General features: G+C 68.5%; 15 protein-coding genes and 2 pseudogenes. 10 read left to right on the top strand and 7 right to left on the bottom strand.

The annotated features are described in order from the left end of the window. The first annotated feature begins 152 nt into the window (after positions 1–152). From OG842_RS37455 to OG842_RS45310, 3 genes and pseudogenes are all read left to right on the top strand, one after another. Positions 153–1,274: a PP2C family protein-serine/threonine phosphatase gene (locus OG842_RS37455; RefSeq protein WP_266734473.1), complete on the top strand. Its 1,122-nt coding sequence runs from the start codon at positions 153–155 to the stop codon at positions 1,272–1,274. Between the two features lie 280 nt (positions 1,275–1,554). Continuing rightward, positions 1,555–2,586 carry an endonuclease/exonuclease/phosphatase family protein gene (locus OG842_RS37450; protein WP_266734474.1) on the top strand — a complete coding sequence of 344 codons (1,032 nt, stop codon included), beginning with the start codon at positions 1,555–1,557 and terminating at the stop codon, positions 2,584–2,586. Positions 2,587–2,712: 126 nt separating this feature from the next. Continuing rightward, positions 2,713–3,327, top strand: a pseudogene (locus OG842_RS45310) (DUF5959 family protein); the annotation flags it as partial. 27 nt (positions 3,328–3,354) lie between these two features. Here OG842_RS45310 and OG842_RS37445 read toward each other — a convergent pair. The 4 genes from OG842_RS37445 to OG842_RS37430 all read right to left on the bottom strand — a co-directional run bounded on the left by OG842_RS37445 (position 3,355) and on the right by OG842_RS37430 (position 7,834). After that, a complete protein-coding gene (locus tag OG842_RS37445) occupies positions 3,355–3,528 on the bottom strand; it encodes a hypothetical protein (RefSeq protein ID WP_266734476.1) in 174 nt (57 codons plus the stop codon). Between the two features lie 99 nt (positions 3,529–3,627). Then, positions 3,628–5,049: an FG-GAP repeat domain-containing protein gene (locus tag OG842_RS37440; protein WP_266734478.1), complete on the bottom strand. Its 1,422-nt coding sequence runs from the start codon at positions 5,047–5,049 to the stop codon at positions 3,628–3,630. Between the two features lie 1,141 nt (positions 5,050–6,190). Next, a complete protein-coding gene (locus OG842_RS37435) occupies positions 6,191–7,024 on the bottom strand; it encodes a PIG-L family deacetylase (RefSeq protein WP_266734479.1) in 834 nt (277 codons plus the stop codon). A gap of 417 nt (positions 7,025–7,441) precedes the next feature. Further along, the gene (locus OG842_RS37430) at positions 7,442–7,834 is read right to left on the bottom strand and encodes a VOC family protein (RefSeq protein ID WP_266734480.1); all 393 of its coding nucleotides are present in this window, start codon (positions 7,832–7,834) and stop codon (positions 7,442–7,444) included. 786 nt (positions 7,835–8,620) lie between these two features. Here OG842_RS37430 and OG842_RS37425 point away from each other — a divergent pair. The 4 genes and pseudogenes from OG842_RS37425 to OG842_RS37410 all read left to right on the top strand — a co-directional run bounded on the left by OG842_RS37425 (position 8,621) and on the right by OG842_RS37410 (position 10,991). Further along, positions 8,621–9,337, top strand: a complete 717-nt coding sequence (locus OG842_RS37425; protein WP_266734481.1) for a hypothetical protein — start codon at positions 8,621–8,623, stop codon at positions 9,335–9,337. A gap of 77 nt (positions 9,338–9,414) precedes the next feature. Then, positions 9,415–9,678, top strand: a pseudogene (locus OG842_RS37420) (transposase); the annotation flags it as partial. Positions 9,679–9,725: 47 nt separating this feature from the next. Further along, positions 9,726–9,941, top strand: coding sequence for a GNAT family N-acetyltransferase (locus tag OG842_RS37415; protein WP_443064031.1), 216 nt, complete (start codon positions 9,726–9,728; stop codon positions 9,939–9,941). A gap of 348 nt (positions 9,942–10,289) precedes the next feature. Then, on the top strand, positions 10,290–10,991 hold the full coding sequence (locus OG842_RS37410; RefSeq protein WP_266737237.1) for a 2-phosphosulfolactate phosphatase: 702 nt from the start codon (positions 10,290–10,292) through the stop codon (positions 10,989–10,991). 350 nt (positions 10,992–11,341) lie between these two features. On the opposite strand, the gene OG842_RS37405 is transcribed toward OG842_RS37410, so the two are convergent. After that, positions 11,342–11,731: a hypothetical protein gene (locus OG842_RS37405; protein ID WP_266734482.1), complete on the bottom strand. Its 390-nt coding sequence runs from the start codon at positions 11,729–11,731 to the stop codon at positions 11,342–11,344. A 260-nt stretch (positions 11,732–11,991) separates the two neighbouring features. After that, entirely contained in the window at positions 11,992–12,276 is a 285-nt protein-coding gene (locus OG842_RS37400; RefSeq protein WP_266734484.1) for a hypothetical protein, read from the bottom strand. A gap of 29 nt (positions 12,277–12,305) precedes the next feature. Between OG842_RS37400 and OG842_RS37395 the strand changes: the two genes are divergently transcribed. The 3 genes from OG842_RS37395 (at position 12,306) to OG842_RS37385 (ending at position 15,074) form a co-directional block, all read left to right on the top strand. Further along, positions 12,306–12,875, top strand: a complete 570-nt coding sequence (locus OG842_RS37395) for a TetR/AcrR family transcriptional regulator (protein ID WP_266734485.1) — start codon at positions 12,306–12,308, stop codon at positions 12,873–12,875. A 94-nt stretch (positions 12,876–12,969) separates the two neighbouring features. Then, positions 12,970–14,148: a GDSL-type esterase/lipase family protein gene (locus tag OG842_RS37390; RefSeq protein ID WP_266734487.1), complete on the top strand. Its 1,179-nt coding sequence runs from the start codon at positions 12,970–12,972 to the stop codon at positions 14,146–14,148. A gap of 212 nt (positions 14,149–14,360) precedes the next feature. Beyond that, positions 14,361–15,074, top strand: a complete 714-nt coding sequence (locus tag OG842_RS37385; RefSeq protein WP_266737239.1) for a hypothetical protein — start codon at positions 14,361–14,363, stop codon at positions 15,072–15,074. A 151-nt stretch (positions 15,075–15,225) separates the two neighbouring features. On the opposite strand, the gene OG842_RS37380 is transcribed toward OG842_RS37385, so the two are convergent. Next, positions 15,226–15,474 (bottom strand): hypothetical protein, encoded by a 249-nt coding sequence (locus tag OG842_RS37380; RefSeq protein WP_266734488.1) that lies wholly within the window; start codon positions 15,472–15,474, stop codon positions 15,226–15,228. Positions 15,475–15,764 lie beyond the last annotated feature (290 nt).

The raw sequence follows: 15,764 nt of genomic DNA, 5'->3' as shown, positions 1-15,764 counted from the left end.
CGGGGAGACCTTATCCCCGCCGCCCGGCGCACCATGCGCCGACCCGGAATACCGGCCGCCGAGTGGGTGCGGTCGTCCGGCGGGGCGCGGCCGCCCCGCGGTCGGGGCCTGCTTACTGTGGACAGAAATGCCCCATCTGCCCCGGAGGTCCCGTGGTGCGTAAGCATTCGAAGAAGCCGGTGCGTCCGGCCGAGGCCATCGAACCGCCGAGCGGGGCCGAAGTCGTGATCGCCGTCGTCTCGGTCACCTTGCTGGTGCTGATTCTGGGGGCCCTGTCGCAGTCCCCGGTGTGGCTTCTGGGCCTTCTCGTCTTCCTTCCGGCGGCGGCGTCGGCGCTGTGCACCGTCCGCCAGACGAAGTTCGTGTCCGCCTGGACCGGACTCGTCGTGATCGTCACCATGCTGGTCCGGCACGGGGACGGGCGGCCGTGGCTCGACAGGTTCCTCATGATCCTGCTCACCCTCGTCCTGGGTGCGGCCTCCGTCTACGCGTGCCACCGCCGCATCAGCCGTGAGCGGGAGATGATCGGACTGCGCTCCACTGCGGCCGCGATGCAGCGGCACATCCTGCGCCCCCTGCCCATGCTCACCGACGACGTCCTGGTGAACGGGGTGTACGAGCCCGTGCAGGAGGACCGTCTGGTCGGCGGGGACATCTACGACGTCGTCGACTCGCCGTGGGGAACCCGGGTGCTGATCGGCGACGTCCAGGGAAAGGGCCTTCCGGCGGTCGGCGCCGCGTTCGCCGTCATCGGCGCATTCCGTGCGACGGCCCACCGGGAACCCACCCTGACCGCGCTCGTCGACGCCCTGGACGCCTCCGTAGTACGGCACAACTCCTATGCCGCGCAGACCGGCGACGACGAACGGTTCGTCACCGCGCTCATCCTCAACATCGACGCGGGTGCGGAGGTGCAGGCCATCAACTGCGGTCATGTCCTGCCACAGGTGCTGCAGGACGCCACTGTCACGACACCGGCCCTCACGTCCGGCGTCCCCCTCGGTCTCGCCGAGCTCGCCGACGAACCCGCAACGGTCGACTGGTTCGTCTTCCCGCCCGGCGCGACCCTGCTCCTGACCACGGACGGACTCACCGAGACCCGCGCCGCGGACGGTGCGTTCTACCCCCTCACCGAGAGCCTCACCCGGCGCGTGTCGCTCTCCCCCACCGAGCTGCCGCGTGCGCTGTACGACGACGCGCGTGTGTTCGCCGGGGGCGGCGGCCAGCACGACGACGTGGCGGTACTGACGGTGCGACGGTCACCGAGCCACTGAGCGGTCGTTCGCCTCACATCGTCATACGCGGGAAGCCCCGCGCACGGCAGAGGCGTACTCGCTGTCCTGCTGCTGCTCGCCATCCCCTCCGTCCCCGCACTTGCCACCCCCATGCCCTCAAGGAGCTGCCGGACGCCCGAGTCCAGACCGCCTGCGGACCGCCTACGGACAACTCCGCACGGCATGGACCGCAGCCGGGTACTGGTGGATCCGGCTTTCAACAGAAACTGATTCGCCTGATCACGCGTCCTGGGGGGCGAGGCCGAGTGGATGGGAAGCCATGGTGGAACGGGCGGACAGCGGTGCGACGTCGACGGTGAAGGCAGCGGCGCCCCCGCGGGCGCAGTGTCGGACGGGACGGTGGGAGGAGTACGCGAGGGGCCGGCCGGCCTTGACGCGGGACCGGGCCCTCGCCGCGCTCGCGGTGCTGACGGCCGGGCTGTTGGCTCTCCACCGGGCCGTCCCCAACTCCTTGGGCCGCCTGGGCAGTTCGCTGGAGAGCTTCCTGCCTTGGCTCGGCCTGGTGGTCGTGGTTCTGCTCGGTCCGACGCTGCTGCGGCGTTCGGCCACCGCGCTGGTGGCCCTGCTACTGCCGGTGGCGGCCTGGACGTACCTCTTCGGCGGGCTGCTGCTGCCCGGGGCAGAACCCGGCGCGCACGACCTGGTCGTGGTGCAGCACAACGTCAGCGACGAGAACAGCGACCCGGCGGGCACGGCCCGCACCCTGGCAGACGCCTCGCCCGATCTAATCGCGCTGGAGGAGCTGGTCCGCCCGGCGCTGCCGGTCTACGAGAGGACCCTCGCCCTGGACTATCCGTACCGCACAGTCCAGGGCACCGTCGCACTCTGGTCGAAGCATCCGCTCACCGACGCCCGGCCGTTGAACATAAAGCCCCAAGGGATCACGGAAGCCTGGAATCGCGGGCTGCGTGCCGTGGTCCACACACCGCATGGCGAGATCGCGGCGTACGTCGCGCACCTGCCCTCGGTCCGCGTCGGGGCGAGCGGCCTCGCGTCCTCCTGGCGCGACGAAAGCGCCGAGCTGCTGGGCAGGGCCATCGCCGCCGAGAAGCTGAAAACGGTGATCCTGCTGGGCGACCTCAACGGCACGGTCGACGACCGCGGGCTGGCCCCGCTGACCTCACGGATGAACGTGGCGGAACGCGGCTTCGCCTTCAGCTTCCCCGCCGCCTTCCCGCTGGCCCGGATCGACCAGGTCATGACCCGCTCGGCAACCGTCGGCCACATCCGCACCTTGCCCGCCACCGGCAGCGACCACCTGCCGGTCGCCGCCCGAATCACACTGGGCTGAAGAAACAGCCCAAGTGACAGCCAGAGCGCTTCGGTACATTCGGTAGAGAGAACCTGGGGAAGCCGGCAGCCGCGTGGAGAAGGCTCAGGGCGTCGAAGCCAATGCCCGTGACGGAACAGCGTCACGGTCTGCGTTCTGGGACGTAATCCGAGGTGGGCCGCCGGACTCGACGCCGAGATCGTCGTCAAGACGCCCTTCGTGTCCGGCCGTATCGACCTGGCGTTGTACGTTTTGCGGCTGAAGAGCTGGGCCGACGCGCTGGACCGGCTCGAGGCCGGCGAAGACGTGGCATGGATGGAGATGAGCAGAGGGCCGTCCATCTCGATCCGGCTCACGGGCGAACGTGGCTGCCCAGAGGTGACCGTGGAGGACGAGTCCGGGTCCATGGTCACCGTGCGGGTTCCGATCGTCCCGCCGGACGACTGGATTGCCGGCCACCGCCGGCGTCTGCGCCAGGTGATGGATCACGGGTCCCGATGCTGTCAGGATAGAGAGGCAAGCCGACGCCTGCGGGCGAGTGGGCGACCGGGGCAGGAAGACTTCATGGATTTCACCGCTGGCCTCCTGCGGATCCGCAGCCGACGGAACCGGTGCAGATGGACTGACACACGCTCCACGACCCGACGTCGAACGCCGAGTCCGGAGCTGTGGACGGCACCGCTTCGGGCGACCACCCTCTTCACACCGAGGGCCCACCCGCCCGCCACCAGCCCACAGGGCGCCACCGACAGGTCGGCATGATCCGGCCGCGTCCACGTGGGTGAGGCGTCATGGCGTACGGGCGGCTGCTGCCATCAGCGGTACGACGCCCGCCCCGTCGGAGACACGGGCCTCGGCGTCGCCCTGCGTCCGTCGCCAACTCCCGGTGGCGGCCGCGCCGTCCTGTACGACCAGCGAGCGCGTGCGTAACGAAATCGCCGCCTCGAAGCAGATCACAGCCACGGGCGGCAGAACGAACCATCCGGCTCGCTGGGGCCGGGTGCCGGGTGCGCTGCTTCGCGGTGCGCTCGGCACCCGGTGCATGGAGCTTGATCATTTGTCTCAGTGGCCGAAGCCGGAGCCGAAGCTGTCCCCTGTCATGGGCTTCAGTCCCAGATCCGCAGGCCCGATGAGCATTGGCCTGGATGTGCTGATGCCGGAAGGGCCGCCTCGCAGAATCCTGACCTTGTCGTCGGCCCCGCTTGCGTACGACGTGCTGACCGCCAGTTCGGCCGCGCCGTCGCCGTTCAGGTCCTGGATCGCCAGCCGGGGCCACGCCGGGAGGCCGGAAATGCTCTTCGCGCTCCTACCTGTCAAGCCCTGCGGTCCGCCGCGCAGCACCAGGGTCACCGTCTTGTCGCCCTTGAGCGGGGCACTGAACGCGACGTCGGCGTAACCGTCGCCGTTCACATCACCCGTCGCCGGCGCGTACCCGAAATTGCAGCGGGAGGAAACCGGCTCGCCGGGCAGCCCCGGTGTCTTCTCGTTGATCGTCGTGGGCTTCAGGCCGGTGCTCCACCCGCTCTTTCCGCCGTACGCGACCATCAGCCGGCTGCCGCCCTCGGGCGTGGCTTCGTCGCCGACGATCTCGCAGGTGAGGCTGACGATCACATCGACGAAGCCGTCCTTGTTCACGTCGGACGTGAGGGTGGTCGAGCCGTACATGTCCTTGCCGCGCGCGTCCTTGAGGCGCGGCCCCTTCCTCAGTACGCCGTTGGCCGCTCCGCGGTACACGAGGGTGGCGCGGGGGGTCGGGATCTCGTCCGCGAACACATGCGACCAGGTGACCACCAGATCGTCCTTGCCGTCGCCGTTCACGTCGCCGACGCCGGTGGGCCGGGCGGTGTAGTACGACGGCTTGTCGGGGGTGAGGTCGAGCGTCTTCGTGCGGGCCGGCTTGCCCGTCCGGGTGAACGGGCCGAACCGTATCGTCGCCTTCGAGTCCGTGCCTCGGCTCGTGACGAGGTCGGCGTGGCCGTCGCCGTCGAAGTCGCCGGCGACCGGCGTGGCGCCGGTCAGCTGCGCCGCTCCGGAGAGCTTCTTCCTTCCGCCCCACACCACGAAGACCGTGTTGCTGCCGGCCTGCGTGATGAGGTCGCTTCGGCCGTCCCCGTCGAGGTCGGCCGAGATGGCACCGCTGCCGAAGCGGCCGCCGGTGCCCGCTTTGCCGAGGCCGAGGCTGTCCTGGGTGATCACCTGGTGGCGCGGGGTGCCGGGGTCGGCAGTCGACCCGCTCACCACTGCCGCGTAACCGGCGGCGTACTTGCCGTCGACCGTGGCCGCCGTGTCGGTGATGACCAGATCCTCCTTCCCGTCGCCGTCGAAGTCGGCATGAGCCCCGGCGGTGTCGGGGTCGGCCGTCGGCCTCGTCGTGGCCGCGGCGGTCTGCGTCGCGCCAGGTGAGACGGTGGAGTCGGGGACGGCCCCGGGGGCCCCGCAGCCGGCTACCGCGATCAGGGCCAGGGTGACAAGTCTTTTCCGCATGGAGAGTTGGACTGGGGCCACCCCCGAATGGTTGCGCCGGCGACCAGGCCGGCAGACCGACCGTACGGCGGTGACCACGCCGATACGGGCGCAGTCACCCTGCCATCGGGCCGCTCCAGGACCGGCACCGGCCACGTGCCGGGGCCGCGGACCTTCTGCTCCCGGTCCCGCCGCCAGCGCCTGACACAACACACCACCGAGCAGTGCGTCGGCCCCGCTCCCGCTGCACGACGTACAACGGGTCACCGTCGGACTGTCTGGCGACGGTCGAGGCCCGGCTCGGAACAGCGTTGCCCAGCGACTGCAAGGAGCTGGTCCGGTTGTTCGGCTACGGGACTTCGACGACTACCTCGGCCTCGTCGAGTTCAACGAGTTCCGGGCCCCGTCCGAGCAGCCGCCGAGGACGGCGGCGAGCGATGGGAGCCGTACCGGCTCCGCCCGGCTCCTGGACGCCTACTTCAGTGGGCGGAGACGGAGCAGCGGACCTCCTTCTACTGGCTCACCGAGGGCGCCGACCCCGGCCGGTGACCCATCCTCGTCACGGGTGACGACTACAGCGAGTGGGACCGGTTCGACGTATCGACCGCGGAATTCGTCCACCGCCTGCTCACCGACCCACACCACCCCTACTCCACGGCACGCTACTTCGACCAGCACTGAGCCCTTTCCGACCTCACCCCGCGTGTGAGGTCGAAAAAGGCTCCGTCTCCGCCGTAACGGTGCGTCTGTGGTTGAAGGCGCAAGTCGCCAGAGACCTCTGAGTCCGCCGGTGGACCACTCCTCGCCCCCGATCGGAGCCGGCCCGGACGCGCCTTCAGCCACGGCGAGTTCGATAGTCAGCCCGAGGATCCTGCAGAGAAGGTTGTCACCAACTGGCCGGGCCGAGCACCCTGCGTATCCACGGAGCACGGTCATGAGGACGGCAAGGGAGGCCGGCCCCGAAGCGGTCCAAGGCACACCCGTGAACAGCAGCCCGTCCATGGCGAGTTGTCGCCACTCATGGATCCCGCTCTGCGGCATTCGGGCCACAGCGGGCGGCCCGAATGCGGGCAGGAACCCCAGAGCTGCGCCGGCCGCCACCCGACTGGCGAACTGTCCAGTCCAAGCCGGCGCCAACGCGGCAATGACGGCATACAGCGGATCAGCGCAGTCCGGCGAAGAGATCGTTCTCGGGTGCGGCCGCGCCGGTGGCGTCCTTGACACGTACGAAGGTCTCCATGCCCATCAACTCGCCGAACCTCTCCTTGCCCATCTTGAGGAAGAAGATGTTCTCGCCCTGACTGGCGTGCGCGGCCAGCGCATCGAACTTCTGACCGCTGAATGCGGTGGTGTCGACCCACGTGGTGATCTCATCGTCGGGCAGGCCGATCTCGGCCATCGCGGCGGACTCGGCAGGATCCGGCTCCGGCATGTCCCCACCAAACTCGCGCATGGTCTCCCCGAACCGCTGCATCATCGAGCGGGGCGCCGTCGTCCAGTACACCTTCGGTGTCAGCGCGGTCATCTCCAGCGCCGCCATCGTGATGCGGTGGGCCTGAATGTGGTCGGGGTGGCCGTAGAAGCCGTTCTCGTCGTAGGTGACGACCACATCGGGTCGGTAGTGCCGCATGAGTTCCGCAAGTCGGGCAGCGCCTTCCTCCACGGGGGTCTGCCAGAAGGATCCAGGGGCGTCATTGCTCGGCCACCCCATCATCCCGGAGTCGGCATAGTCCAGCATCTCCAGATCGCTGACCTTCAGGACGTCACAACTCGCCCTGAGTTCTTGGCGGCGCATCAAGGCGACGGCCGCCGGATCATGCCCGGGATCGCCCGGCTTGACACCCCCCGGCCCATCACCGCAACCACCGTCGGTACACGTCACGAGGACCGTGCGGATGCCTTCGGCCGCGTACCGCGCGAGGACCCCTCCGGTTCCGGTGGCCTCGTCGTCGGGGTGGGCGTGTACTGCCATGAGCGTCAACGGCCGGTCAGTCATGAAACGGTCCTCCTGCAGAAGTACGTCTTGGTCCGAGTGCGCGGCAGGCGTACCGCGATCCTGGGGTCCGGATCCTGGCGGGGCGGATGACCTCGCAGTCTCCGTGTTCCCCGCCCGTACGGCGCCGGTCCCTCGGTCGATGCAACCGTGCCGACCGGGCCCGCTGTTCCCGGCGCAGCCAATTGGTCTTCCAGGCGTCGGAGTTTCAACGCGAACACGGTGCAGGCGCGACCTGCACGTCGCAAAGCCACGTCGGCCTCCGCCCGCCGCACCGAGCCGCCGGTCAACACGGTTCATTCCCCCAAGTACACCCCAGGCCCGAAGCTCACCGGTCGAAGGCTGATGTGGACAGACTCTGCCCCGACACCGGCACCCGTGCGGAGTATCCCCGGTGGGCGGCCGGCCGCCGAGCGGGGATCAGTACGTCTGGATCTCCAGCAGGTTCCCGTCCGGGTCACGCAGGTGCGCCGCCCGCAGTCCCCACCCCGGCATGTCCCGGGCGGGCGTCACCAGCACCCCGCCATGCCGACGGCACAGCGCGACCGCCGCGTCCATCGCAGCCACGTCAGCGACGGGCACCACGAGAGCCGCGCCGCCCGCCGGAGGAGCCGACGGGACCTCACCGACGAACATATCCCGCTGGATCACGGCGAACGCGGTCGCTCCGCCGGGCGCGTCCCAACTGGCGTACCCGGACGCCGCGTCACCACGCGCGAGCACGTACCCCGTCAGCCCGGGCAGTACGCCCTCGTAGAAAGCGAAGACGGCCGGATGGTTCCCGGCAAGCATGCGCGGATACAAAGCGAACATGGCCCCAATCTACTGGCCGTTCCGCTTCGGTTGGGGCGCGGCTGAGGGTTGGGTACGAGACGCGAGAGCGCCTTCCCGAACCGGGACGATGGACCGTTCCAGGGTTCCGTGGCCGCCGGAGGGAGACACTCCCCGTGTGAAGGAAGTCGGTTCGAGGCCTCGCTCGTGGTGCCCACTGGCGGTTCGTGGTTGGCCGGTGCACCGGACCGTCCACGAGCGCAGGCCGTACAGCTCCTGGTCCACCGCCGCATGCCCGCACACGACCGCTTCATCGATGCTGCCGCTGCATACTTCAGCGCCAACACATGAGAGTGCCTATGCCCCGCAGCCTGAAGTGGCTTGCTCCATGCCGACGGCGAGCAGACACGGAGATCACGATCTGCAGCTGAAGTATTCGTACTCCAACCGGACTTCTTCATTCGCACTGGTCAACGGCTTGGACGCGGAGAGTGGAGCGGTCCTTGCCGGGGCACCCCACAAACGCGTGGGCGCGCTGCTTGTAGTGGCAACGGCGGGCGCGTGCTCGGTGGCGGCGACGCCGGTGGGACCACCTCATCGCGTGCGGGCAAGGGCGGTTGCGTGATGGGCTGGGCGGGAACACCGCGGGACAGAACCTCGGTGACGAGGACCCCGCGCCCGAGCCCACGCCGACTGACGAGCCCACTCGTCTCCTGCGGGCCCCTGCCGGCCATCTGACCGGTGTGACCTGCCAAGGTGGGTCGCGCACCGCACCAAGCGCCGTCCGACCATGCACCCAGCACGGACCACACCACAGGAGGGGACACCATGGGCAAACAACGCATCACCGTCTGCCTGCCGCCCGTCGGCCCCGACGGGCTGAAGCAGGCGATCGGGCAGGCCATGGCCCCGTTCTGGTACGACCGTGAGGACCGCCCTCACTCGGACTGGGTGGGCGAATGGAGCTACTGGTTCATCTCCGGGGCGGGCTGTCTCTTCGACGTACTGCCCGGCCACGAGGACGACCCCCGGCTCGTGCGGTACGACGACTGGACCGAACCCCCCGAGGACCTGCCGCCCTCCCGCTGCCACGGCGGCCCGCGAGGCATCCTTGACCTCGACACGCCCCGCGCCGCCGAGGCCCGCCGGGCGGCCGGCACCTGGACGGCGTACCGCGCCTTCGCCGACCGCTACCCGCCCGCGCTGCCTTTCCGCCACTTCGCCGAGCGGGTCAGGAACCTGGAGCCCGACCGCGCCAGGGAGGCCGCCGTGGCCGCCTTCCGTGAACAGCCCCTGATCCAGGCGATCGAGGCCGACCCCGCCCTGGAGGAGCGGTTCACATTCGACCCCGTCCGCCGCTTCGACGAGGACCTGGAGACCTACGTGACCCGCCATGTGGCCGCCGTGCTGCCCACCCCCGCCCTGCTCACCCTCGACGGCCGGTGGGTGGAGGCCGGCGGCCTCGACTACAAACAAATGTTCAACGCCTGCCTGGACGGCCTGCCCGGCGACTCGATGGTCGTGCGGGTGCTCTACCACTCGTGACGCAGTGGCACTCCAGCCGGGCTTCTTCATCAGCGCTGGTCAACGGCTTGGGTGTGGAGAGTGCAGCGGGCCGATGGCTGCAGCACCTCCTCTCCCGGAGCCGCTGGGAGGCCGACGAGGTCCGCGACGACCTGCACGCCTACGTCGCCGAGCATCTCGGCGCAGACAACGGCGTGCTGATCATCGACGACACCGGCTTCGTGAAGAAGGACACCGCCTCCGCCGTGGTCCGGCGCCACCACTCCGGCACCGCAGGCCGCACCGAGAACTGCTGGATCGGCGTCTTCCCCGCCTGCGCCACCACCCGCGGCTGCACCCTGGTCGACCGAGAGTTCTACGTGCGGTTCAGGAGGATCGATGGACATCAGGGGCCGCATTCGCCTTTGCCGTGATCGACCGCATGGACACCGTGCTGGGCAACGTGGCCGTCAGCGCAGTGGATCAATGTCATCGGACCGGGTGGGTGTCGTACTGGACTGCGGTCCCTGCCCGAGGCCGGGGCGTCGCATCGCTCGCTTGCCGGCCGCTGGCACGCTGGTCCTTCGACGAGCTCGAACTGTTCCGACTCGAACTGGGCCATCGAACCAACAACCCGGCCTCCTGAAGGGTGGCCCTACTTCCGGATGACGGTGGTAGGCACCACACCACCGCCAGGGTGATCGAGTCATGTTCCGCTTCGCGAGAGGCCGGCTGTCCGCTTCGCACGGAGTTCGAGGGCCGATTCGCCTGCTTCTGCACAAGACAACGCGGCACGACAAAGAGGTCCACATCGCACGTAATGACCAGATATATTCGGCGCGGTTGATGCCGTCGTCGAAGGATCCGATACGGGCCGGCCGATACGCACCGCTTTCGCGGCGCAGGCAACCGATGGTATTGCATTCCGAGACCGTCTACGTGATGTGCATCACCGCCTGGATGATTCGGTTCGGGCATGCGCGATCATGACCGGATGAACGCTCGCTTCCTTGGTATTGTCGAGCTGACCGAAGCCCCGTCCGTGACGGTCGTTGTCGACGTCATGCGTGCTTTCACGGTGGCTGCCTGGGCCTTTGGTCAGGGGGCGGAGAAGATCGTTCTTGCTGAGTCTTTGGACGAAGCGCTGGCGCTCAAGGCTCGCCACCCGGATTGGGTGGCACTCAAGGACGGTCCGCTCGCGCCCGGGTTCGACACCGTCAACTCTCCGGGCCTGTTGCGGTCTGTTGACCTTGCTGGGCGGACCGTTGTGCAGAAGACCACGGCAGGGACGGTCGGCGCCCTCGCCGTCAAGGAGGCGTCGCTGGTGCTGTGCGCCAGTTTCGTGGTGGCGGAGGCGACGGCTCGGCTCTTGCGGACACACGAGTGTGACAGCGTCACGTTCGTGGTCACTGGCGAAGACGGGCAGGCCGACGAAGATCTGGCGTGCGCTCAATACATCGCCCGCCGGGCCACAGGGGACGGGACGAATGCAGGTGAGTTCCTTCGCCGCGCCGACGAGTCGCGTGCTGCCTCCGAGTTGAGGGAGGGTGTGCGCCAAGGGGTCCATCCTGATGACGTCGCACTCTGCCTTGAGCTCGACCGATTCCCCTTCGCCATGGTGGCGACCTTGGAAGACTCGTTCATGATCCTCCGTCCGTGCGCCGTGCCTTCGCTGACCGACGAGACTTCGATCTGATCGCTTCGCCAGTGCTGTGACAGGGAAGGTTCACCGGGATACTGGTCGCGGTGGCAGGGTTGGTGCCGATTGGATGTCGCGGCCAAGGAAGGAATCCATCAACCCGGATTACGACGCCGAGCTGGACCGAGCCAATTGAGCGCTCGCCCCACGGCCCAACCGCACCTCCGCGTTGGTTGATTTCGGGCCGCTCGGCATACGCCCGATCCACGTGATCACGGACAACCTCTCCACCCACAAGGGCGCTCAGATCCGCCGGCAGGCGTGGAAGAACAGCGTCGAGCTGTTCTCAGACCTTCGCTGGGGCGGCCGACCGTTGGCGGCGGTCTGCGACTTCCCGCCGCGACGGTCTACTCGGCCATTTCCTCAGGACACAGCCGAGTGATCCTCTTTCCCGCTTCGGTCTCGACCAGGGTCAACGCGCCGGTCCAGTCCCCGTCTTCGGGATACTCCCAGGTGGCCGCATCCTCGAGGATCGCCAGAAGCTGATCACGAGGCACCAGTTCGCCGGGCTGAAAGCCACTTTCCCCGGAGGGCGAGGTCCACGGCGCGAGTCGGCGGACCTGAATCCACCCACGATCGACGAGAGCAAGCAAGATTCCCGCCAGCTCGTTGACCGGTCGGGACTGGTCGGTTTCGTCGAGATCACCCCAGACACCAGGGAGGATGTCGATCTCATAGGAGTTGACCATGAAGGCTTCTTCAGACTTGGTCAGCATGTCCCATTCTTTCTTGCTCATGCAGCAATCGTCACAGAGCGGGAGCGCGACAGGCTGCTGCACCGCTGACCAGGTCATCCCAATCAGTAGGAGCTGACCTGCCGATATGAACGTCATCGACGGTGAGTTGACAGATGGCGGCGAGCTTCCGTGGGTAGAGAATGTGCAGCAGTCCCGTGACGCGGTCCGGGGGGCGGCAGGGCGTCGTCGCGGCGGAGGCACCGGGCGTCGGGCCTGCACTTTCAATGGTGTCGAGAGGGCCTCTCCGGCGGACCGTACCGTTACGTTTCAGGGGTGAGCGACGCGTGGAGCCGCGCGCCGACACCCGCATCCTTCTTGTCCCGCAATGTACAGAGCGGGCAGGCGCGGTCGCCGCACATGTAGGCACCCACCGAGTTGCCCTGCTTCTCCAGATCGCCCCAGAAGCGCTCGGCCGGATCAAGGGGAACGAGCACGTGCTTCGCCTCGCCCTTGGCGCAGTTCACGTACGCGGTACGGATGCCTTGCTCGGTCAGTGGGTCCGTGAGCGGCAGGCACATTTGCCTAAAATCCTTAGGCAAATGCATAATGGTTGTCGTCGAATGAGAGGAAGATTATGGTTCGCGTGGGGCTGACCACGGAGCGCCTGACGCGTGCCGGGGCGGAACTGGCCGACGAGATCGGCTTCGACCAGGTGACCCTCTCGGCGCTCGCCCGGCGGTTCGATGTCAAGGTCGCGAGTCTGTATTCGCACCTGAAGAACTCCCAGGACCTCAAGACCAGGATCGCCCTGCTCGCGCTGGAGGAACTCGCCGACCGGGTCGCCGCCGCGCTGGCAGGGCGGGCCGGCAAGGACGCCCTGGCCGCCTTTGCGGATGCCTACCGCGACTACGCCCGGGAGCATCCCGGCCGCTACGACGCCGCCCGACTCAGGCTCGACCCCGAGACCGCGGCCGCCAGTGCCGGGGTGCGGCACGCACAGATGACGCGGGCGATCCTGCGCGGCTACGACCTGCCGGAGCCGGACCAGACACACGCGGTCCGGATGCTGGGCAGCGTCTTCCACGGCTACGTCAGCCTGGAGATGGCCGGAGGCTTCAGTCACACCGCCGTCGACTCTCAGGAATCCTGGGCCTGGATCCTGGATTCCCTCGATGTTCTGTTGCGGAACCGGACCAAGCCTTGACCAGCGGGGGCCGCGTCGCCGGAGACGGTCCGCCGCACACCGGCACAGCCGCACACCTGAACACTCCGAGAATCTTGATCAAAAGGCTGGGACAGTGAACACCGAACACGACTGGATTACCACACCTGTCACCGCGGACATACTGCGTGGATTCCTCGACGTGGAACCGACCGCACACGGCCTGCTGCCGCATCGACTGCCCGCTCGGGCCCGCCGGCAGATCCCTGACAACCAACTGGCCGTGGCCGAGGCCCAGCCCTCCGGCGTGCGGCTGTCCTTCCGTACCCGGGCCACCGCCATCGAACTGGACACGCTGCCCACCAAGCGGGTCTACCGAGGTTTCCCGGCCCCGGCGGACGGCGTCTACGACCTGCTGGTCGACGGCCGGCTCGCCGCCCAGGCCACAGTGCCCGGCGGTAACGTCCGCACGATCACCGACATGGTCACCCAGTCCGCCGAGCTGCGTGAGGGGCCCGTCGGCACCGCCCGGTTCACCGGTCTACCGGCGCGTGAGAAGGACATCGAGATCTGGCTTCCGCATACAGAGATCACCGAGCTGATCGCTCTGCGTACCGATTCCCCGGTCGAGCCGGCGCGGGACAGCGGGCGCAGGGTATGGCTGCACCACGGCAGTTCCATCAGCCACGGCTCGAACGCCGCCCACCCGACCGCGATCTGGCCCGCCCTGGCCGCGGCCCAGGGCGAAGTGGAGCTGGTCAACCTGGGGTTCGGCGGCAGCGCGCTGCTCGACCCGTTCACCGCACGCGCAATGCGAGACACCCCTGCGGACCTGATCAGCGTCAAGATCGGCATCAACGTCGTCAACTCCGACGTGATGCGCCTGCGCGCCTTCACCCCCGCGGTCCACGGCTTCCTCGACACCATCCGCGAGGGGCATCCGACCACACCGCTGCTGGTCGTGTCCCCCGTCCTGTGCCCGGTCCAGGAGGACACTCCCGGCCCCCTCGCGCCCGACTTCGAGGGCGGGACATTGCGGTTCAAGGCCACGGGCGATCCTGCCGAACGCGCTGCCGGGCGCCTGACGCTCAACGTCATCCGCGACGAACTCGCCCGGATCGTCGAACAGCGCACGGCTGACGACCCGAACCTGCACTACCTCGACGGCCGTGACCTCTACGGCGAGAAGGACTACGCCGAATTCCCGCTGCCCGACGAGGTCCATCCTGATCCCGCAGGGCACCGCCGCATCGGCGAGAACTTCGCGCGGCTCGTCTTCGGCGATGGTGGTCCCTTCGCCGCCGAGACGGGCTGACCACATCGCGGTCACGCAGAGTGTGATCAATCGGGCGACGTCCTTCTCAAGGTGCCGATGTGGACCATCTGGGACTGGAACTCTCACCGGATGGCATCGCGCCCCACCACCCCTGCGTGCCGTCCGGAATCCCGTCGTGTCTTCACCTGCGGTCAATAACCTTTGCGCCGGGGATTCGCCTCGGACATGCTTGGCGTCATGCGAGCGTGGAAATGCAGCTGAAGTTGCGTGAGTTCCGGCCCCGGATCGGGCCACGGGAGTACCGGGTGGTGCAGCCGTGGCATCCGCTGCGGCACACCGCACTCGCCGACCCGACCGGCTACGGCTGGCTGGTCGGCGACCACGACGGCCTGTCCCGCCTCGCCGCGCTCTTCTCCTTCGTCGCCTACTCCCGGCAGACCATCGTGCACATCCCGCTGCGGGACGGAGTCCCCATGGACGGCTGGTACGAGCAGTACCTGGAGATCTGCGGAGGCCGGGTCGACCTCGTCCTGGTCCACCACTCACTGGGCCTGCGCCCCGCCAACTGGCCCGACCTGCGCCGGCGCCCCGTCCAGGGCACCCCTCTCACCGTCCGGACCGACGAACACCGCACCGCCCGTGACGCCGCCGCTTGGAACCGCCGGTGCGGGCATGCCCGGACCCGTGAGTGGCTGCGCCCCGTCACCCATGCCCGGACCCTCTTCCTGACGGGAAGCCGCGGCCCCTTCACCGCCGCCTGCACCGAGTTCGAGTACGCGGCCGGCTGGGGTCCCCGCCAGGCCGACGCCGCCCACGGCGACCAGGTCCTGGCCAGCAGCATCACCAGTCAGCTTCTGCCCGACCCCGACCTGCGCCGCCCCGAGGTCGACATCTCCTTCAAAGCCCACCCGCCCTGCGCCAACTTCCGCCGCGCCCACGGTTGCCCCCGCTCAGGGCGCGGGTGAACGAGGGGCACCGCACGAACCGACGCTGCGATCGTGTCCCGGCGTGGCAATGGATGCCTGACGCGATCGGTCCGGTCCGGCCCCGGCCTGGTGCGGAGCAGGACCGGACTGGCGAGCCCTACCGGCCCGCCCTGGTGTACATGGCGCTGCTTCAGCGCCCGTAACGCTTGCAGCTCAGGTACTTGGGCGGGACCGAAGGGGCTCCGTCATCGAGGCGGATCCGTACGACCGCGGCTCCGCCGGAGACGTCCGCCGGCACGGTGATGCTGAACTTCTCGCTGGTGCCGCATGCGGAGCGGGGGCTGTAGCCGACGCCCAGTTCCTTGTTCTTGGCGTCCAGGGTGAAAGCCGTGGTCCCCCGGCAGTTCCCCGGGGCCACCGACTTCTGCTCACCTGACACGGTGACCGACCGGTTGTGTGACCTCCAGCTGACGAGTTGCCCGGTCGGCGTCCTCAAGGACCGCATCAGCGTAGACCCAGTGACCACCCAAGGCGGGATAAGTCATGGATTGGGCGTGTTGGGTGAGTCACCGGTGAACTCGCCGACGGGGTGCGGGGTTCTGGCCGACCGGAACGCCCGCGTGCCGTGCGCCGGCTGGTGGCCGCGAGTCGGCCTACGACGACGGTGAAGCGCGTCCGGTGCGCGGGAACAACTGCTCGGGGCAGGTGAGTCGTACTCCGTCAGGGTCG

This window comes from Streptomyces sp. NBC_00376, assembly GCF_036077095.1.
In the GTDB taxonomy this organism is placed as follows: domain Bacteria; phylum Actinomycetota; class Actinomycetes; order Streptomycetales; family Streptomycetaceae; genus Streptomyces.
The sequence above is the reverse complement of the archived record's forward strand: the minus strand, read 5'-3'. Positions and strand labels throughout refer to the sequence as shown.